The organism is Priestia sp. ST2, assembly GCF_055810735.1.
Genome location: NZ_JBVVNT010000003.1, coordinates 832,309 through 851,933 on the forward strand (window position 1 = coordinate 832,309; position 19,625 = coordinate 851,933).

23 protein-coding genes are annotated in these 19,625 nt (G+C 37.6%); 9 read left to right on the forward strand and 14 right to left on the reverse strand.

Annotated elements, in window-relative coordinates:
- Window positions 1–70: 70 nt before the first annotated feature.
- Entirely contained in the window at window positions 71–322 is a 252-nt protein-coding gene (locus AC0KUU_RS16595) for a hypothetical protein (protein WP_043980435.1), read from the reverse strand.
- A 378-nt stretch (window positions 323–700) separates the two neighbouring features.
- Between AC0KUU_RS16595 and AC0KUU_RS16600 the strand changes: the two genes are divergently transcribed.
- Entirely contained in the window at window positions 701–3,019 is a 2,319-nt protein-coding gene (locus AC0KUU_RS16600) for an ATP-dependent helicase (protein ID WP_043980436.1), read from the forward strand.
- 407 nt (window positions 3,020–3,426) lie between these two features.
- Complete coding sequence (locus AC0KUU_RS16605; RefSeq protein ID WP_238939894.1) at window positions 3,427–4,215, forward strand: M48 family metallopeptidase; 789 nt, start codon at window positions 3,427–3,429, stop codon at window positions 4,213–4,215.
- A gap of 47 nt (window positions 4,216–4,262) precedes the next feature.
- Here AC0KUU_RS16605 and spoVIF read toward each other — a convergent pair whose 3' ends face one another.
- The 5 genes from spoVIF to AC0KUU_RS16630 form a co-directional block, all read right to left on the reverse strand.
- Window positions 4,263–4,520, reverse strand: coding sequence for a sporulation-specific transcription regulator SpoVIF (gene spoVIF, locus AC0KUU_RS16610; protein ID WP_013055449.1), 258 nt, complete (start codon window positions 4,518–4,520; stop codon window positions 4,263–4,265).
- A gap of 133 nt (window positions 4,521–4,653) precedes the next feature.
- Complete coding sequence (locus AC0KUU_RS16615; RefSeq protein WP_013055448.1) at window positions 4,654–4,776, reverse strand: YjcZ family sporulation protein; 123 nt, start codon at window positions 4,774–4,776, stop codon at window positions 4,654–4,656.
- Between the two features lie 87 nt (window positions 4,777–4,863).
- On the reverse strand, window positions 4,864–5,043 hold the full coding sequence (locus tag AC0KUU_RS16620; protein WP_043980438.1) for a hypothetical protein: 180 nt from the start codon (window positions 5,041–5,043) through the stop codon (window positions 4,864–4,866).
- 62 nt (window positions 5,044–5,105) lie between these two features.
- Window positions 5,106–5,282: a hypothetical protein gene (locus AC0KUU_RS16625; protein ID WP_164797097.1), complete on the reverse strand. Its 177-nt coding sequence runs from the start codon at window positions 5,280–5,282 to the stop codon at window positions 5,106–5,108.
- Between the two features lie 67 nt (window positions 5,283–5,349).
- Complete coding sequence (locus tag AC0KUU_RS16630) at window positions 5,350–5,736, reverse strand: hypothetical protein (protein WP_043980440.1); 387 nt, start codon at window positions 5,734–5,736, stop codon at window positions 5,350–5,352.
- A 261-nt stretch (window positions 5,737–5,997) separates the two neighbouring features.
- Between AC0KUU_RS16630 and AC0KUU_RS16635 the strand changes: the two genes are divergently transcribed.
- Window positions 5,998–6,735 (forward strand): BMQ_0737 family morphogenetic spore coat protein, encoded by a 738-nt coding sequence (locus AC0KUU_RS16635; protein WP_043980442.1) that lies wholly within the window; start codon window positions 5,998–6,000, stop codon window positions 6,733–6,735.
- 140 nt (window positions 6,736–6,875) lie between these two features.
- Window positions 6,876–7,709: an OmpH family outer membrane protein gene (locus tag AC0KUU_RS16640; protein ID WP_162213631.1), complete on the forward strand. Its 834-nt coding sequence runs from the start codon at window positions 6,876–6,878 to the stop codon at window positions 7,707–7,709.
- A gap of 47 nt (window positions 7,710–7,756) precedes the next feature.
- Here AC0KUU_RS16640 and AC0KUU_RS16645 read toward each other — a convergent pair whose 3' ends face one another.
- The 4 genes from AC0KUU_RS16645 to mgtE all read right to left on the reverse strand — a co-directional run bounded on the left by AC0KUU_RS16645 (window position 7,757) and on the right by mgtE (window position 12,493).
- A complete protein-coding gene (locus AC0KUU_RS16645; protein WP_035334808.1) occupies window positions 7,757–8,092 on the reverse strand; it encodes a DUF1360 domain-containing protein in 336 nt (111 codons plus the stop codon).
- 77 nt (window positions 8,093–8,169) lie between these two features.
- A complete protein-coding gene (locus AC0KUU_RS16650) occupies window positions 8,170–8,682 on the reverse strand; it encodes a CotO family spore coat protein (protein ID WP_043980452.1) in 513 nt (170 codons plus the stop codon).
- A 416-nt stretch (window positions 8,683–9,098) separates the two neighbouring features.
- Window positions 9,099–10,958 carry a monovalent cation:proton antiporter family protein gene (locus AC0KUU_RS16655; protein WP_322551734.1) on the reverse strand — a complete coding sequence of 620 codons (1,860 nt, stop codon included), beginning with the start codon at window positions 10,956–10,958 and terminating at the stop codon, window positions 9,099–9,101.
- Between the two features lie 158 nt (window positions 10,959–11,116).
- Entirely contained in the window at window positions 11,117–12,493 is a 1,377-nt protein-coding gene (gene mgtE, locus AC0KUU_RS16660; protein ID WP_043980456.1) for a magnesium transporter, read from the reverse strand.
- Window positions 12,494–12,670: 177 nt separating this feature from the next.
- On the opposite strand from mgtE, the gene prpE reads away from it, so the two are divergent.
- Window positions 12,671–13,411 carry a bis(5'-nucleosyl)-tetraphosphatase PrpE gene (gene prpE / locus AC0KUU_RS16665; protein ID WP_043980458.1) on the forward strand — a complete coding sequence of 247 codons (741 nt, stop codon included), beginning with the start codon at window positions 12,671–12,673 and terminating at the stop codon, window positions 13,409–13,411.
- An 18-nt stretch (window positions 13,412–13,429) separates the two neighbouring features.
- Here prpE and AC0KUU_RS16670 read toward each other — a convergent pair whose 3' ends face one another.
- The 4 genes from AC0KUU_RS16670 to AC0KUU_RS16685 form a co-directional block, all read right to left on the reverse strand.
- On the reverse strand, window positions 13,430–14,338 hold the full coding sequence (locus AC0KUU_RS16670; protein WP_322551732.1) for an RluA family pseudouridine synthase: 909 nt from the start codon (window positions 14,336–14,338) through the stop codon (window positions 13,430–13,432).
- A gap of 14 nt (window positions 14,339–14,352) precedes the next feature.
- Window positions 14,353–15,150, reverse strand: coding sequence for an NAD kinase (locus AC0KUU_RS16675; protein WP_025749877.1), 798 nt, complete (start codon window positions 15,148–15,150; stop codon window positions 14,353–14,355).
- A gap of 61 nt (window positions 15,151–15,211) precedes the next feature.
- Window positions 15,212–15,847: a GTP diphosphokinase gene (yjbM, locus tag AC0KUU_RS16680; protein ID WP_028407486.1), complete on the reverse strand. Its 636-nt coding sequence runs from the start codon at window positions 15,845–15,847 to the stop codon at window positions 15,212–15,214.
- A gap of 27 nt (window positions 15,848–15,874) precedes the next feature.
- Window positions 15,875–16,261: a UPF0738 family protein gene (locus AC0KUU_RS16685; RefSeq protein WP_028407485.1), complete on the reverse strand. Its 387-nt coding sequence runs from the start codon at window positions 16,259–16,261 to the stop codon at window positions 15,875–15,877.
- A 216-nt stretch (window positions 16,262–16,477) separates the two neighbouring features.
- On the opposite strand from AC0KUU_RS16685, the gene AC0KUU_RS16690 reads away from it, so the two are divergent.
- From AC0KUU_RS16690 to AC0KUU_RS16705, 4 genes are all read left to right on the forward strand, one after another.
- Window positions 16,478–17,068: a CYTH domain-containing protein gene (locus AC0KUU_RS16690; protein ID WP_322551731.1), complete on the forward strand. Its 591-nt coding sequence runs from the start codon at window positions 16,478–16,480 to the stop codon at window positions 17,066–17,068.
- A 4-nt stretch (window positions 17,069–17,072) separates the two neighbouring features.
- The gene (locus AC0KUU_RS16695) at window positions 17,073–17,762 is read left to right on the forward strand and encodes a lytic transglycosylase domain-containing protein (protein WP_322551730.1); all 690 of its coding nucleotides are present in this window, start codon (window positions 17,073–17,075) and stop codon (window positions 17,760–17,762) included.
- 286 nt (window positions 17,763–18,048) lie between these two features.
- On the forward strand, window positions 18,049–18,459 hold the full coding sequence (locus AC0KUU_RS16700; RefSeq protein ID WP_043980467.1) for a globin domain-containing protein: 411 nt from the start codon (window positions 18,049–18,051) through the stop codon (window positions 18,457–18,459).
- A 26-nt stretch (window positions 18,460–18,485) separates the two neighbouring features.
- On the forward strand, window positions 18,486–19,337 hold the full coding sequence (locus AC0KUU_RS16705; protein ID WP_013081767.1) for a ClpXP adapter SpxH family protein: 852 nt from the start codon (window positions 18,486–18,488) through the stop codon (window positions 19,335–19,337).
- Window positions 19,338–19,625 lie beyond the last annotated feature (288 nt).

A 19,625-nucleotide genomic window follows, 5' to 3' on the forward strand; every position in this document is an offset into this window, starting at 1 on the left:
TTTTACTTGTTCATTACTTTGTTAAAAAATCGTGAGCGCATTCATTCTGCTGCGTTCACGATTTTTTGTATTAGACACGTGTATTAATCACTAGGCCCTTATTTGTTAGCTTGCTGTATACACGTTCTGCTGCTTGAAGCTTTTTTCGCTTTTGTACTGAACTTGGCGTCAATTCCAGTAAGTGAGAACGCGATTCAAACTCTTCGTCAAAGCTTTTTTTCTCAATAGGCCAAATACGATTTGAAAAAGAAGCATTATTTTTTTGAAGGCGATTTGCATATTGAATAGATTGATAAGGCGTGACGGGCAGTATATATCCCATATGAACCCTCCTCTTTTTCAAGATACCTTCTACTCCCAGACCTCAGTATTTTTCTCAAGAAGTATCGACATTGAAACAGCTTACTTAAATCCTCTACTTTAGACTTGCTCAAAACAGATGGCACCTTGTATCTATACCGCCTTTTTTGAACATATGTGATGTCTTATTCAATATATACCCTTTTTTACATCCTATCCCTCCAAAAATATCCGTGCTCTTTTTAAAAAAAGGTGATTTTGATATGATAGACTTTGACTATAAAACAAAAACTGTGCGTATACACACATCTATATCGATGTAGAACGAGAGCGGCTTCTTGCTTTAACTCCCTCTTATTTACTATTGATTATTCATGTTTTAAAAAGGAGGCCATGTTTTTTGCAACGTGCACTTTATCAAAATCAGATACTTAATCTTGCTATAACGGCTAGAGACCGATTTCAATATTTATATGAAGCTAGTCTCCGAGGAGAAATAACGTGTGCTCACTGCGGAGAACCAGTTAAATTATATCTGGGGATTGAGCATTCTCCTTACTTTTATCATGCTCAAGTTCCCCATGAAAGAGAAGAGTGTTCAGACATACTATCAGAAACAACAGCTGTGCAACAAATAAAAGAAACTCCGGCTGAATACAGAGAAACCAATGGATTTCGTATTCCTAAAGGACGAGCTATTGGCGAGAAAAGTTCAACTGTAAAAGAGAAAGCAACATGGAGGTCTTCCGCACCTTTTTCAAGTGTTCCTGCTTTTCGCTTAAAACCAGCTGTTCCTAAACACTCTGACTCTCCTTATTTAAATGAATTTAAAGAGAGCGGTATTGAATTAGATTCGAACCAATGGAAAGCTGTTACACATTCAGAAGGACCGCTCCTTATTCTAGCCGGTGCAGGCAGCGGAAAAACGCGTGTATTAACAGCTCGCACCGCATATATGATACAAGAAAAACAAATTGATCCAAAATCCATTATGCTGGTGACTTTCACGGCTAAATCAGCTAAAGAAATGAAAGAACGATTGGCTACATACCCAAAGATGTCCGGCTTACATCTTCGTCAAATGCTAGTTGGAACTTTTCACAGCATTTTCTTACGTATGATTGTTCATCATAATCCTCAAGCGTGGCAAATGGACCGCCTGCTAAAATGGGATTGGCAAAAAGAACAGATTGTGAAAGAAGCAGCAAGAGAGCTCCACGTGGATGAAAAAGATTTTCCGTTTGATCAGGCACTTCAGCAAATCGGCTATTGGAAAAACACGCTTGTTGGCGTGAAAGATATTCGCCCAAAGGACAAATGGGAACAAGATGTGCACTTTTTATATCGTCGTTATGAAGAAGTCAAAAAGCAAAAACAGCTATTCGATTTTGATGACATGCTGTATGGATGTTATGAAATGCTAAAACAAAATCCCGATTTACTAACCCGTTATCAAAAAAGGTTTCGCTATTTTTTAATTGACGAATTTCAAGATATCAATAAAGTTCAATATAAAATTATGAAAATGCTAAGTGAAGACTCTAAAAACTTGTGTGTCGTAGGAGATGATGATCAATCAATTTACGCTTTCCGCGGAAGCGACCCTTCGTTCATTTTAAACTTTGAAAAAGATTTTGCTAATACAACTGTTATTACGTTAAACCAAAATTATCGTTCAGCTCATGCCATCGTTTCTTCTGCGAATAAAGTCATTGCACGAAATACAGCGCGCCGACAAAAAGAAATGGCTGCCCAGTTTGATAATGAGTTGCGACCTACATTCTTCTTTCCATACGACGAAGAAGAAGAAGCAACAATGATTGTAACGGATATGAAAGAAAAAATTAAGCAAGGGGCTTCTCCAACTGAATTCGCGGTCTTGTACCGAACTCACGCTTCTTCACGCGCCATCTTTGAACGTTTATCGCAGTCAAACCTGCCATTTTCAATCGAACAAGATGCGGATTCTTTTTATAAAAGACGAATGGTTCGAAGTTTACTTTCATTTCTACGCTTGAGCGTGAATCCAAATGACGCAAGTTCGCTACAAGATTTAGTAAACGCACTCTTTTTAAAGAAAACAGCAGTCAATGACTTAAAAGCAGCAAGTATTCTTCATGATGGTACATTTATTGATGCACTTGAATATCTTCAAGATTTAAAACCGTTTCAGCAAAAAAAGCTCAAGAAAGTAATTCCTTTATTCAAGTCGCTAAAATCAATGTCTCCTTCTTTGGCACTTGAGACAATTTCTAAAGATATGGGATTCGATGATTTTGTCAAAAAACGCGGAAATGAAGGAAATATGATGGAAAAAGGTTCGGATGACGTGCGGGATTTAAAAGTTGTAGCACGTAAATTTAAAACCGTACCTGAACTGTTAGAGCATGTGGATCATATGATTGCCATGAACACAGAGATGAAAGCTTTAAGCAAGCAATTTAATGAAAGTATTCAACTAACCACAATTCATCGAGCAAAGGGTCTTGAATATAAGCATGTATACGTACTGAGCAGCGTAGATGGCGGATTGCCTCATGATTATGCACTCGAAGCTTATCGAGGCGGAGATGATGTGCCGCTTCAAGAAGAACGCCGCCTTTTATATGTAGCCATGACGCGTGCACAGAATTCACTTTACTTATCTGTTCCGCAAACTAGAAGAGGTAAAACCGCTTATCCTTCAAGATTCCTGAAGTCGTTTATAAAAAAAGTGTAAAGGAAAAACAGGCTGGGACAAAAGTAGTTTCATTAAATTGCAACACGAACTATTTATCTATCATAAACAGATAAATAGTTCGTGTTTTTTATAATCGCGGTGAACGCAGGTGCTTCTAGCTGTTGGTTGAAGGGCAAGGCGAAGACTCCTGCGAGGACAGATGAGCCCCCGCAGAAAGCAACAGCGGTCGAGAAAGCAGTCCAGATCATGTATCCAGATTGTTTGTCTTTAAATTGGATTCCTGTAGTTATGTTTCAACCTCTTTATCTTACTTCAAGCTAGCGTCCATAACTAATATTCTCACCATCTATTATTAACCAAATATTCCACTAAGAGGTAGATATTCATAAGTGGATGCGTTACACTACGTTATGTACTGTACTACTATATTTTAGGGGGCTCCATTATTGAACGCAAAGCTTATTCATGAAAATGAAAAGATTTTTTTCATTCTGTGTATGGTTATCAGCTTATTAACCTATTTCTTTTTAATTATTTCACTCGTTGGTATTATTTATCTTGTAATCGGTTTTTTAATTACATTTATACTCCACGGTTTCTCTATTGCTCAAATTCGCAATAATGGAGTTAGATTGACAGAGAAGCAGTTCCCGCACACTTATCATCAGGCAAAACATTTATCTTCAGAGCTGGATTTAGAGCTGCCCGATATTTATATTGTTCAATCAGGCGGCTTGTTAAACGCGTTTGCTACACGTTTTTTTGGACGTCACTTTGTCGTTTTATACTCCGACATTGTTGAAATGATTGAAGATAATCAAGAAAAAGAACTTTCTTTTATTATTGCCCACGAATTAGTTCATATCAAACGTAAGCATACACTCTACCACTCACTTATTCTACCTGCTCTTTGGGTTCCTTTTTTAGGAAAAGCTTACTCTAGGGCCTGTGAATATACGTGTGATCGCATAGCTTCCGTTGCGATTGGGGATGCAAAAGCTGCCACTCAAGCACTCACTATACTTGCGGTTGGTCATTGTCTAAATAAAAAAGTAAATCAGGAGGAATTTGTTCATACGCACTCACAGGAAAAAGGTTTTTTTATGTGGTTGACTCAAGCTACTTCAACTCACCCCCCTCTCGCTCATCGTATTAAAGAAATTAATTACTTAGCACAGCATCCGGAACTGTTTGATCTTGATTCTAACGCATTTCAAACAAATGAAATTGCATAAATAGAAAAAAGCCCTGACACGTCAGGGCTTTATATAAAAACATTAAATTATTTTTTCTCATTTAGCATTTTAGCGATGGTCGCAAAATCAATGGATTGATTATTGTTTGCAATCGCCTTAACAATTTGTTCTTCTTTTTGTTTTGAAATTGGCTTATTCGCAATTTGTGCTACTCGCTTCACAATATTACGCACCGTTTGCTCATCTTTAAAATTAGCATTTTGTACAGAATTCGCAAGTTCAAAAATATCCTTCATATTAACGCCTGTTTTCTTTTCTATATTTTTAAACATATTATTATCCATTTTGCATGACCTCCTTTATTTATACTTCATCGTATGCACCATGTGCCTAGATGGTGCCCTTTACATTTAATAAAAAAATAAAGTGCGAGTGAAACTTCACCCGCACTTTTCGGTGCCTTATTCATAGAAGGGATTAATTGTAAAAACAAACACAACCAACAATAATTAATAGAATGAATAATACAACGATTAACGCAAAACCACCGCCGTAGCCACCACCGTAACCACAACCACCGTAGCCAAATCCGCAGCCCATAATATTACACCCCCTCTGTTTTACTCTCTATACTGTATGTTCACTCAAATGATTTTGTATGGGCTTTTCAACTGTGTACATTAAATTTCATTGTCCAAAAGGATCTTCAGCATCTTGCTCATCAATTCTTTTTACATTTTGCTGCAGTTTCCCCTCCTGCTGTTCCATCTGCTTTTCTGCTTTTTCTACTTCGTTCATTCTCTTTCTATGTTCTCCCATCATATGCTGTTCAAAAAAACGTTCAAATTCATCGAAAAAATCCGGCATCTCTACACCTCTCTCCACTCTAATGTAAAAAAGCATTGTCCGAGTGACAATGCTTCTATTGCTTATCGCTTTGGTAACTTTGAACCACAGCCGCAACCACCTTGTTTTGGAGAAGGGTACTGGACTGGCTTAGGAATAGACTGCCCTTTCTTTACCGATTGTTTTGTCATTGGTTGTGGATGATAAGGCAGGGGCTGAGGGTATTGATTAGGATTATAATTATAATGATAATACATCATGTTTCCCTCCTTTTCACAGCATCCTATCTATAACATTATATTCAGGACTAAAGAAAGACGTTCTATCTTATTTGTCCATTTTGCGCTGCAGGGACAAAAATAAATCCGTGCTGTTTTTTGGTTTCCTTACTCTTGGCCTTTCTCCTCCCCTTTGCTCTGCCACTTCACGCAGCCGATTTTGCATTTCTTGAACGGTGCCTTGGGCTTGATGATTGTACTGTACAATGGACTGTTCGGTTTTTGATTTTTGTTCATTAACGCATGCTTTCAGCCAATCTATTTTTTCCTCTAGTTTTCTTTTTTCGTCTTCATGCTTTTGCTGTAATTCCACTAACTCTTCCTTAATATCTTCATATTCAAATTCTTGGTGCTTGAATTTTTGATATTCTTCTTTATAAAAAGCCAACTCCGACTTCAATGAAGCAATATATTTTTTCGTTTTTTCCTCACTCATGCCCTTCACTCCTCCATTATAAATAACCCACAGCTTCTAAAAAATCAGTTAAAGATGAATAACACTTTTTATTAACATGAATATGCTGTAATTGAGTTTATTATTTCCTTCATTTTTTATGCTCGCTCCAACTAGAATTTATTCCGATAAATTCCGCTTTTACTAAGGAACATAAAAGCAGGTCATTCATACACTATAGTAGTCCGATACCTAGTAATAAAAAGCGTAAAGGAAGGACAATTACAATTAGGAGGTTTAAAAATGGCAGAACTTTTTGAATCATTATGTATCCGCGTGCCTAAAGTGTACGACTGGGTTAGACGTCAAGTTGTTTTACCACAAATCTTTACGAATGATACTTCATTATTTAAAGAAGAAGCACTTAAAGATTTGGGCCATGACGTAGAAGTGGAAATTGTTTTAACAGATAGTGAAGGTCACCCTGTAGATCCTTCAGATGAAGACGCACTTGATAACGTGATTGAGCTTGTGCCACACGGTGGTCGCAGACCTAAAAAAATTGTGTTACCAGATGGAGAAGTTGTTGTTCTTCATGAAGTAAAATTATCAATTAGCGGCTTTTACCGAGTTAAGTTAATTGAATTGAGTGGACATCACAAACACGATGAGGTTGAATCTAGCGTTATTCCTTGGAAAATACATCAGACATTCTATTTATGCGCTCCGGAAGGAACAGAGCCTGTTGTACACCTTGAATCTTTTGAAGGAACTGATGGTTCTCTCAGATTATCAGATTGTCACTTACAGCAACTAAGTTTTGATCTTGTATTGTGCCTAAGTGTCCAAATTGAAAAAGATGTAAAAGTTGAAGTAGAGGGAAGCTTCTGCTATCCTCGCCCTGAAATCATTTCCACAAGCAGCTGCTCACCTATTGAATATCCACCTCAATGTGATGCTATTTTTCCTGGAAAGCCGCATCACGATGATTTTGATGGAGACGACGTAGAGTCAGACTTCGACCTTCACGACTTTGATTAACGAGATAAAAAGCCAGAGGAGAATATTTCTCCTCTTTTTTCATCGTTTACAAGCTTTGTGCATACATATAAATAAAACTGCTGTGGGCAGCTCAGGTTTACAAACTTAATTCATAGCTCAGCAGGAAAGGAGACTACTAGATGAGTCGTAACTCCCCTTCCCCTAAAGATGATTTAACACAATTAAAACAAAAGCTCATTCACTATAAATCGGAAATTCGGCACGTACAAAACCAATTAAAAAGCTATGAACGAGCTTTAGAACGAGAAAAAGAAAATACATCGTTTTGGAAGAAAAAACACGCTGAGACGCTTTCTACATCTGAAAAAGAAGTAGAAATTGAAGGATTAGAAAAAGAGCTGGATTTACTAAGAAACGAGCTTTCTGAACAAAAAATTATTGCAGAAGCATTTCGGGAAAAAGCCTCGAGAAAACAGCCCGTTATTGAAGAAAAGATCGTGGAAAAAGTAATCGAAAAAATTGTGGAGAAACCTGTGGAAAGGTTCGAAAAGAGTGATATCCTCTGTTTCTTTCAACATTCTATACTGCTGCCAGAACAAGATGAAAGCGAGCTGACGGTATTCGGCAACGTAATTATTCAAAATCAAACGAGCAGTACTTTACGCTCTCCGGTGCTTTGCTTAAAAATGAAACCCACTGCTTCGGCTATATTAAGCGGGAAGATCATTGATGAAAAAGACATTGAAGTTTCCAGTATCCCCTCTTCTTCTTTAGAATGGCGCTATGCTCATCCAAAATGGAACGAAAAAATTCAAAATGACGGTGAATATTGGATCAAACCTATTAAGCAAACCGTATTAAGGCCAAAAGACAAATTACTATTTGACTCTTTTCAAGTAGTCATTCCCCTGTCCTCTGATACGACTTCATTTATTCTAGAAGGCTTTTTTTATAGCGAAGAGTGGCAAGAAGGCATCCCTTTTTTTAATAAAGTAGTGCTGAATTTCCCTTAATTATTAAAAGACATATTGATGTTCAATATGTCTTTTAACTCGTCCATTTATTTCATAAATGATTCTATGATTCCTGCACATCCTGCAATAGCTAAGATTGTAATGATAGGAATAGCAATATGCGGGAACGCTACATAACTAAAATAAATCCCTACCGCACACCATATGCCCGTACACCAATAACAGCTGAGCAGCTCTCCAATCCACTTTTGCAGTCCCTTCCCTTTTATCTCTAGATAAGTTACCGTATTTCCTTGTTCATCTTGATCTTCTACAATTTTATGAAACGGTTTACGAATAAACGCTGTGATTTTATCAAAAACAATTAGACGAGTAAGTCGAAATGTTGCAAAGACAAATAATGTTAGATAAATCCATGTCATTTTCATTCCTCCGTGCATTCACAAACTTATGAAAATAAAAGCTAACGTGCTTCTTCACTGTTAGCTTTTAGAGTTACTTAAATTTTAATGATAGATATGGTCTGAATATCATGAAATGTCAATACTGTTTTCTCTTTATTAGGAGGAACGCTCACGTATAAACTTCCTTCTTTTAATTCTAAAATTGTTCCTATATATTTTTGGTTTTGACACGTAATTTCACAAATTGGCTGAGACATATGAGGCGGGAAACTGCATAGAAAATCAACTTTTTCTTTAATCGTCATAGACTGAAACATTTTATTTGGCTTTTTAGTCTCTGATTGCGGTATATCCACGGGAACAATTGAACGCTCTTCCTCTTTTTCTTGCTTAATCGCTTCCACTTTTTCTACGTCAGGCTCTTTGACTTCTTGAATGGAAGAAAAGCTGGGCTCTTCTTTTAACACGTGCTCTTTATCTATTCCTTTATTGTCTTGCTGTTTTGAACTAAAATAATATTGCATAGAACGCTGATTTTGCGTAGCGTTTGGCTGGACAATGTACATTAGCGGCTCGTTTTCTTCTGACTTAGATTTTGAGTTAGTCATGAAGCATACCTCCAATTGCTTGTTATCGTTCTTTTAAAAATGTATGCTTGAACACGGAAAAACTTGTTTATTTTTTTGCGGTAGCCTTTTTAACACCAAAAGCAGCGCTGTCCTTTTATTTCCAGCATTTGAGAAAACACAATAAAAGAGGTTGAGACATAACGAAATTAATTCAATCTAAAGACGCACAAATGGGACACATGAGCTGAACCGCTTGTTACACCGCAGTTGATTTCCGTGCAAGACTTCGCTTTCCGCGGGCGGCCGATGAAACTTATTTTCAAAACAACAAAAAAAACGAACCACTAATCAAACATTTTGATCAGTGGTTCGTTTTTCACTTCAGCTAAAATAATTTTGTCCCAGCCTCTTTCTCTCATTCAATAACATAGAAAACTAAACCTACCTAGATACCTTTATCTAATTTTATACTCAAGAAGCATACGCAATTCATTCACATACGAACGAGACCCCGTTACAATCAAACGATCATCAAATTCAAGCTCTGTATCGCCATGAGGTACAATGGAATCTTTGCCTCTAAAGATTCGAACAAAAATCACATCTCCTGTAAATGGGAACTTACGAAGCTCTACCCCCTCGTATTTAGGGTTACGCATATTAATTTGATAAAGTGCTGTTTCTTGATTCGTTAAGATATTTAAAATATTTGGCGATTCGATTAAAGCTTTTAGCAATGCAGTCGTAGATAACAGCACAGAAAAAACTTCAATGTTATTTTCTTTCATCTTTTCATCTAATACAGGACTTTCTACGCGGGCAATAACCCGTTCTGCACCATATTTTTTTGCAAATAGAGCAATGTCGCTATTTCTTTCTTCTTCCCCTGTTGTTACAACTAATACATCCGCATCTAAAATCCCCATACGCATTAAAGTTTCCTTATTATATCCATCGATGTCGACGATATTAAAAATGGAATCCGACGTACGGTTTTCAATTTTGTCCTGAGTAGGATGATAAATCGTAACATCATATATATCAAGGTCCATTTCTCGAATAACCGGGAGTGTAAATTGATTTGCACCGAGCATATTAACCTTCAGCTTTCTGTCACTGATTTCTGGCTTTGGAAACAGTTTTCTAAAGATAATAGGTGTAATAATACAGGTAATAATCGCCACCAAAATCAGCGCACCGGACATTTGCGAATCAATAACACCAATATTTTCACCCACCGTTGCTGCCGCAATAACGAGTGATAAAGTCGATGTTAAAAGAAAACCCGATGCCAAAACGGTTTTCATATCATACCATTTTCTTAAGATTAACGCTGGGACTAGCTTGGATATCAACAATGCAATAAATAATAAAGGCATTAATATCAGCACTTTTTTATCACTGAACAATGACCAAACATCAAGCTTCACTCCTACCATCACAAAAAAGATAGGAATTAAAAATCCATAGCCAAACGAATCTAATTTATGAACTAAGTTTTTGTTAGGAGCTAGAAGAGAAACGAGTGATCCCGCTAAAAACGCGCCTAAAATGTTTTCAACACCAATCGACTCCGAAAGGCCCACCAGAATGATAATGAGTGCAAATACGGCGCGCGTGTCGATTTGAATTGTACCTTTAGACATTGTTTCAAGAAACGATCGGTTTTTAAACTGCTTCCCTATGAAGTATAAAATCACTCCTACTCCAAATAAAATTAAAATCAACCATGTATTGCTATCTCCTGATTTATCATAGACGGAAGCAAATACGGCTAGTAAAATCATCGTGACTAAGTCCGCAATAACCGCAATCAATAAAATGGTTTGTCCAATCGGCTTTTTCATAATCTGTGCATCCTTTAATGTCGGCACTACTACTCCTAGTGAAATGGTAGAAATAATAAGCGTCATCAAAAAGGCATTATCAATAAAACCTGTCCATACAAAAACATAGGACAAAAATAGTGAAACCGCAAAGATAGCTGCAAACACTAGTATAGAAATGGAAAAAGCATTTGGCACCTTCGCTCCTGATACCTTTTTGTCTTTTGAATTTCCTCCAGCAAAAGCAGAAAAATCAATTTCTAAACCACTTAAAAACATCAAAAAGATAAAGCCTAGAGTGGAAAGTGTTTCAAGCCACATATCCTGCTCCACAAGGTCAAAACCACTTTTCCCTATAATTAATCCCATAATAATTTCAGCTACGACTACAGGTATAATGTTGAGTTTAAACCGATGTAACAGTATAGGCGTTAAAAAGGCCAAACTAATGACGATAACAAGTGATGTAAAGGACGCGTGCTGTTCCATTAGATTCCCCTCCTTTTACCTTCGCTATTTATAAAACGAAGACGTTAGTATTCAAAATTAAAGGTTAATCATAAAAGCTTGAAGGTTCTCTGTCAACTATATGAACTGATAATGAAAATCCGACATGATTACTCATGCCGAATTCTAAAGTCCCTTCATTATTTTAAATAACTCATAAATGTTGTCGCTAGACCGAAGTAAATTAAAATACTGATAAGATCATTGATCGTTGTAATAAATGGTCCTGATGCGACTGCAGGGTCAATTTTGAACCTGTGCATGAGAAGCGGGATAAACGCTCCTGCAAGTGTAGCCACAATCAATGTTGAAAATACAGACACGCCTACCAAAGCGCCTAAAATAAGATCTCCTTGCCAAATATAAACAATTAATACAACTAAAAGTCCGCATGATGCGCCCGTAATCATTCCGGTAGCTGCTTCTCGCATTAACAGCTTAAATTTGCTTTCTTCTTCGATTTCTCCCGTCGCTAGTCCGCGAACCGCAACGGCTAGTGCCTGTGTTCCTGTATTACCAGCCATACCGCCGATCAAAGGTATAAATACAGCTAAAATAGCTACTTGATTCAAAGTATCTTCAAAACGTCCAATTAAACTCGCTGTCATCATTCCTAAAAACAGCAAAATGATAAGCCAAGGCAGCCTCTTTTTGGCCGCTACTAAAGGATTGTGGTCAATCGTATCATCTACATCACTAATACCGGCTAATTTAGAATAGTCATCCGATGCCTCTTCATCAAGAACATCCATCACATCATCAACCGTAATAATCCCGAGAAGATGCTGCTGAAAATCAACAACTGGAAGCGCAAGAAAGTTGTAATCGCGCATAATACGCGCAACTTCTTCTTGGTCTTCTGCTACTGATACGGATACGACTCGTTCATTCATAACTTCGCTTATCATCGTATCTTCATCTGCTATAATTAAATCACGAAGAGAAATAACACCTGCTAGATGCTTTTGTTCATCAATAACAAATACATAATAAATTGTTTCCGCTTCTGGAGCTTCCCTGCGTAGAATGTGCATGGCTGAATGTACGGTTTGATTTTCACGAATGGCCACAAATTCAGTCGTCATAATACTTCCAGCGGTATATTCCTCGTAATGAAGCAGCTCTTTAATTTCATCGGCTGCTTCTTCATCCATAATCGTTAAATAGCTCGCCACTTGTTCTTTATCCAATTCATTTAAGACGTCAACGGCATCATCCGCCGACATTTTCGACAGCATGTCTGCTGCAAAATTGGGATGCATTTCTGAGAGAATTTCTTGATAATCTTCTTCTCGTATCTCTACATTTTCAAAGATATCCGCCATTTCTTCCGGAGATAACATCTCGTACAGCGCAAATCTAGAAGGCTCATCTAATTCTTCAAAAAATTGAGCTTGGTCATACGTATGCATATGTAAAAATTCTTCACGAAATGCATCGATTTCATTTTTTTCTAAAAGTGATAATAAATGTTCGGCGAACCATGCCTTTTCTTCTTTTTCAATTGAATCTGTCATGTCTTCAACCTCCCTGTCGCACAAAACTCATTTAACTTTATGATGAATTTTGTTTTTTTTCAACTCACAGCTCTTTACTCTTTTCCCAATAATATATAAGTTCTACACATAGTTTGCTCCATATAAGGGTAATTTTATATCGTCAAAGGAAAAACCTTTTAAGGATGTGGATAAAAGATGAAAGTAGATATAATAGGCGATATCCATGGTTGCTATGATGAATTAAAAGCGTTAACAGAAAAACTTGGGTATGAATGGCAAGACGGGATTCCTGTCCACTCTGACGGACGGCGCCTTGGATTTGTAGGTGATTTAACAGACCGAGGACCTCATTCACTAAAAGTGATTGAGCTCGTATGGTCACTTGTAATAAAGCATCAGCAAGCTTACTACTGTCCAGGCAATCACTGCAATAAGCTATATCGCTTCTTTTGCGGTAACAAAGTGCAAATTACTCATGGATTAGAAACGACCGTTGCCGAGTACGAAGCTTTACCTTCAAGAGAACAGAAATTCATTAAAAAAAAGTTCATTGAGCTTTATGAACAATCACCTCTATATGTGCAGCTTGATCAAAACCAATTAATTATTGCTCACGCCGGTCTTAAAGCTGAATACATCGGCAGAACGGATAAAAAAGTAAAAACCTTTGTGCTATATGGAGACATTACGGGTGAAAAACATCTAAACGGCATGCCTGTCCGACGGGATTGGGCCAAACATTATAACGGAAAACCGTTTATCGTTTATGGGCATACACCCGTAGTAAAAGCCAGAAAAATTCATAATACCATTAATATTGATACAGGCGCAGTTTTTGGAGGGGCTTTAACGGCGTTTCAGTATCCTGAAAGGAATATTATATCGGTGCCTTCATCTATGCCTTACGTAGAGGAAAAATTTAATCACTTCGTGTAAAAAGAAAGTCGCTTTTCATTAAAAAAAGCGACTTTCTTTTACGATTTGAAATTTCTGCATATCTGGCGGCAAAGGTGCTGTAAAAGACAAAGTTTTTTGTAAAAAAGGATGAAAAAAAGTGAGCTCATAGCTGTGAAGAGCTTGACGAGAAATAAGATGATTCGTTCCTCCATATAAGGTATCTCCAAGCAGTGGATATCCTTTATAAGCCATATGAACACGAATTTGGTGAGTTCTCCCCGTCTCAAGCGAAAGAGCAACTTCTGTAAAAGAAGAATACTGACGAAGCGCCGTATAGTGTGTAATAGCAAACTGCCCATCTTCTCTTACTTCCCGTTCGATGATACTTGACTCTTTTCGGCCAATCGGTGCCTCTATCGTTTCTTTGCCAACAAGCTTCCCATGAACAAAAGCTCGGTACACGCGTTTAATTTCATGTTCTTTTTGTGCTTTAGAGAATAAGTAATGAACGTGCCTATGCTTAGCGACAATAAGCAGCCCAGATGTGTCTCGGTCCAACCTATTTACAAGATGAACAGTCGAGTTAATGTTATTTTTCTCATAATAATAAAGCACAGCATTACTTAGTGACCACGTTAGATGTTCTCGAGAAGGTATACTTGGCATGTTTGGCTGCTTATTCAACACTAATATGTACTCATCTTCGTATACAATATCCAAAGGTATTGCTTTAGGAAGCAGACTTTCACTTGCTTTTTCTGGTGGAAACGCCACCTTAATTTCGTCACCTTTTTGCAGAATATATCGAACCGTTGCATGCTTTCCATTTACTTCAATTGCTCCTCCTCTGAACTTAATGTCCGTCAGAGAAGCTTTCGAAATATCATGTTCTTTTAAAAATTCACGAACCGCTACACCCTCGAAAGAATGATCTACGGTCCAACTCAACGTAAAAACTTGTTTCATTCTCTTCCCTGCCTTTAATCATCACATACAAAAGAGTCTCTGACACGCTGCCAGAAAGGAAACGCACGAAAGCGAGCAAATCGAATTTTTTCGCTTGCTACCCGAAATTGAATCGACTTTACATCTTTATGTAAAAGAGTTAAATGATCAATGGTAATTTGAAAGTCTGCGTCGTTGACAGGCTTTAACAGCGCTGTATGATGTCCAGGAAGAACCAATGGAGAACCTATCGTACGGAACACTCGATTGTTAATAGAAGCCATTTCAGCAATTTGAATAGCTTGAAGCGAAGGATGTAAAATCGCGCCTCCAAGGGATTTGTTGTAAGCTGTACTTCCCGAGGGAGTGGATACGCAAAGGCCGTCTCCTCGGAAGGTTTCAAATCGCTGCCCTTTAATTTCCACGTCCATTACTAAAGAACCTTCTACACTTTTTACCGTACATTCATTCAGAGCTAAGTATCGAGCTTCGCGTCCACCGTTGGTGTAGCGAATAATCACTTCGAGCAGTGGATACTCTACAGTCTGATAGGGTGTCTTTGCAATAGCAATCACCAGCTTCTCAATCTCATCAGGTGTCCAATCTGCGTAAAAGCCTAAATGGCCGGTATGAACCCCAATAAAAGCCGTCTTGTCAAGTCGGTTTCGATAGCGGTGAAACGCGTAGAGAAGCGTTCCATCCCCTCCTACTGACACTACAATATCAGGCTGGTTTTCATCATATTCTAAATGAAAATCTAATAAATACGTTTTCATTTTTTGCATAAGCGTATTTGATATTTGGTTGCCTTTTGATGTAATAGCAAATTTTATTTTCTCCACCTAATTCTCTCCCCCTATCCATCCAATGTACAAAGCTGTTGCTGAGTCATACCTAAGATTCTTCCGCCGATTCTTTTTTTCGTGAGAAAATAGCCTGAGCTTCTTGAATCTCACCTCGTATTTGAGACATTTCTTCATCGAGCTGAGTAGCCGCTTCAGAAGCACGCTGAAGTCGCTTTTTGATATTCTCAGGAAATTTCCCGCTGTACTTATAGTTTAAAGAATGCTCAATTGTAGCCCAAAAATTCATAGCCAGTGTACGAATTTGAATTTCCACTAAAATTTTCTTTTCACCTTTAATTGTTTGAACAGGATAACATACGACCACATGATATGAACGATAGCCGCTTTCTTTTTTATGAAGAATATAATCTCTTTCTTCAATCAATTCAAAGTCTGTGCGCTGACGCAGGAGCTCTACGACCGCTTTAATATCGTCCGTAAATTGACACATCATACGGAGTCCCGCAATGTCCTGCATCTCTTCCTCTAAGCGATCGAGAGAAATTCCTTTTCGAGTCGCTTTATCCAAAATACTGGCGACAGGCTTTACTCGTCCCGTCACGAACTCAATAGGTGAATGCGTAGACTTCATATCATACTGTGAACGAATTCCTTTTAACTTCACCTTAAGTTCTTCAACGGCTTGTTTATACGGTGCTAAAAATAAATCCCAATGCCTGATCATTAATAACACCCCCCTCTTTTCTCTCTGTTACTTATTTTCTTTATCTAAAAAAACTTCCTCTACTCTTGCTACCATCTCGTCTCCATAATTCACATTTCCTTCGATGTTACTGATGAGATAAGATAGCTCTTCTTTAACGGCTGATAGCTCAATTACTTCCTTATTAATTTCTAAAAATACTTTCATATCTTTATGTAAGACGTGCTTTAAATTCGCCCAAATATTGTCACTAAGGCCAACATACATAAATTGATCATTAATATCTACAACATATACAAATGACATGTTATCTGAGTCAACAAGCATTTGTTTTGTATCTTCCAATTGTTCAATTTTTGTCTCAATAGGGTCTGCTTTTAAGTGTAATTCATTTGATTTCATCACACAGGTAGTGATGTCAATTCGATTGTGCATAAATAAACTCCTTCCAACTATACAATTCGTTACTATTTTAACACATTCCAGGAACGTTTAATAAAGGTAAAACCTAAACAATCCGTATTTCTTCATTTTCCAAGTTCCCCATATGGATATTCCTGTTAGGAAATGTAGTTTGACTGTCTCAAAAAGTGTGATAAATTAAGATGGAAAGTGCCTTACCAAAAGACCTAAATTAAAAGGATGATTTCATTGAAACAAGAAATTGAAATTGAATTTAAAAATATAGTAACGAAAGAAGAGTTTGATCGTCTCCGCTCACACTTTCAACTAACTGAAGATCAGTTTGTTTCTCAAGAAAACCACTATTTTGATACACCTGCTTTCTCATTAAAAGACTGCGGGGCTGCCCTGCGAATTCGAAACAAAAAAGATAAGTCCGTTCTCACGCTCAAACAGCCTCATCAAGAGGGTCTTTTAGAAACACATGAAGCATTAACAAATGAACAAGCTAAAGAATTGCGAGATGGCAGCGCCAAGATTCCGTCAACAATTCAACAGCTTATTACTGATTTACAAGTCGATAGCCATGCGCTAACTTATTTTGGCACTTTGCGTACAAGTCGAGCAGAAATTCCATATAAAAACGGGTTACTTGTACTCGATCATAGCTTTTATCTAGGTGCTGAAGATTATGAACTTGAATACGAAGTAACCGATGCCAATGAAGGAGCAAAATATTTTGAGCAATTGCTTACGGAGCTTGATATTAAAAAGAAACCAACGGAAAACAAAATTCGACGGTTTTACAAGCGAAAGTATACGTTAATGGATGGAGAATAAATTTATGAGCATGAATATTAACAATTACATGTCTTCCGTTCAATTTCCTGGAACTCAGCCATTTTCAGTTAACAACCAGATGCCAACAGCTAACGTAATGCTTGGTACAACTTTACTCTCTGTATTTGCTCAGCTTTTTCAAGACTACGTCAATCAACAGCCTCAAATGAGTACCAATCTTTACTTGAAGGCAGCGCAGATGTTTCCATCTACGGCGGTTCAAATGCAGTCCGAGCCATCTGTTTCTTCCTCAGGTAAGGCAGCGGCTTCACATTCTGCCTTACCTGCACAAAAAAATGAAACGGCAAAGGCCAGTTCTCAGGATGTACAAACGATAATTACAGAAGCAGCTGCACGCTACCAGCTGGATCCTAAACTTATTCGTTCTGTTATTAAACAAGAATCAAACTTTAATCCATCTGCCAAAAGTTCTGTAGGAGCGGCTGGGCTTATGCAGCTAATGCCAGCAACCGCTAAAGCTCTTGGTGTAGAAGATCCGTACGACTCCAAGCAAAATGTATTTGGAGGAGCCAAATATCTTCGACAAATGTTAGATAAATACAACGGAAACGTGAAATTAGCATTGGCGGCCTATAATGCTGGACCAGGTAATGTTGATAAATACGGCGGAGTCCCCCCTTTTCAAGAAACGCAAAAATATGTAAATAAAATTATGTCTTCTTATCTTGTGTAAAAGAGCCAAATCATTCACCACTTGAACATGGAATGGCTATAGTTTGCCGAGGTTACACTATATAAATAGAAGGAAACGTTTGTGAAAGTATTCCTTTGTTTCTCATAATTAGTGATTCGCCACAGCATCATAGGCTTTTCTTATGTAAAATTCCACTTTATCTCTTTTCCAGTAGAAGAAGTAAGCGGATAGTTTGAGTTAACGAAATGACACTGCTAAAATTAAGGAAAGTAAAAAACACCAAAGAGTTAAGACGTATATTTCTTATAACAAAGGAGTTATCAACATGAGAGAAAAAATCCACTCCCCTTACGAATTATTAGGCGGTGAACATACGATTTCAAAACTTGTTGATGCTTTTTATACACGCGTTGGAAAACATCCTGAGCTCGCGCCAATTTTTCCTGATGATTTAACAGAAACAGCACGAAAGCAAAAGCAATTTCTGACACAATATTTAGGAGGGCCTTCGTTATACACTGAAGAGCATGGTCACCCTATGCTGAGAGCTAGGCATCTTCCTTTTGAAATTACACCGTCAAGAGCCAAAGCCTGGCTGACGTGTATGCATGAAGCAATGGACGAAATTAATTTAGAAGGCCCTGAGAGAGATGCACTTTATCATCGTCTTATTTTAACTGCCCAACACATGATTAATTCACCGGAACAGACAGATGAGAAAGGATTTTCACATTGAGTAACCTAAATAGCCAATACCCATCCTTGCATCAGCTTTGTCAAGGTTCAAATAAAAAACCGCTTGAAATCTATGTATTTGTTGACCCTCTTTGCCCGGAATGCTGGGCACTCGAGCCTATTCTAAAGAAGTTACAAATAGAATATGGTCAGCTGTTATCCCTCAAGCATGTGCTTGGCGGAAACTTACAGCAATTAAATATTGGAGCACAGCAGAAATTTGAACATATTGCAAAATCGTGGGAGAAAACTGGAAGCCGCTCAGGTATGTCATGTGACGGCAATCTGTGGCTTGAAAACCCAATCGATACTCCTTACGCTGCATCAATTGCGATTAAAGCGGCCGGTCTGCAAGGAAAGAAACAGGGCATTCGCTTTTTGAGAAGACTTCAAGAAGTAGTATTTTTAGAAAAACAAAATGTTACAGAAGAATCTGTCTTAATACAATGTGCAAAACATGTGGGGCTAGATGTTGATGAATTTGTAAAAGATTTGCATTCAGATTATGCTGCGAAGGCCTTTCAATGTGATTTAAAAATCACATCGGAAATGGATGTCGATGAGATTCCAACTCTTGTGTTCTTCAACGAAAAAGTTGAAGAAGAAGGCATTAAGATATCAGGATACTATTCGTACGAAACATATGTACACATCATTAAAGAGATGTTAGAAATTGACCCAGATCCAGCTTGTCTTCCGCCTCTTCGTTCATTTTTAAGCTATTTTCAATTTGTTGCTTCAAAAGAAGTTGCAGTTGTGTATGGTTTATCATTAGAAGAGGCTGAAAAGGAATTGAAAAAACTTCAGCTTCAGCAAGTGGTTGAGAGAGTTCCTGTCAAATACGGCACCTTTTGGAGAAGTACTGAAAAAAGCTGTTAATCATTAAATGTTGATGCTTATCCTAAGCATTAACTAAACAAAAAAGACTTGGCTTTCGCCAAGTCTTTTCGTTTGTCTTAAGACAACAAGGGGATGGGAGAAATTTTTCACGGTCAAACAAAGGGGTATATGTTTGTTTTGTGATAAACTTCACGATTAATACTATAGCAAATTATGTCGACTTTTGGCAACCCCTTTTTTTAATTTTATTCACTTTTTTATAAAAAAACTTCATAAACAGCCAGATTCACTCATATAGTACAACCAATTATGCTTTTAATAGAGGTG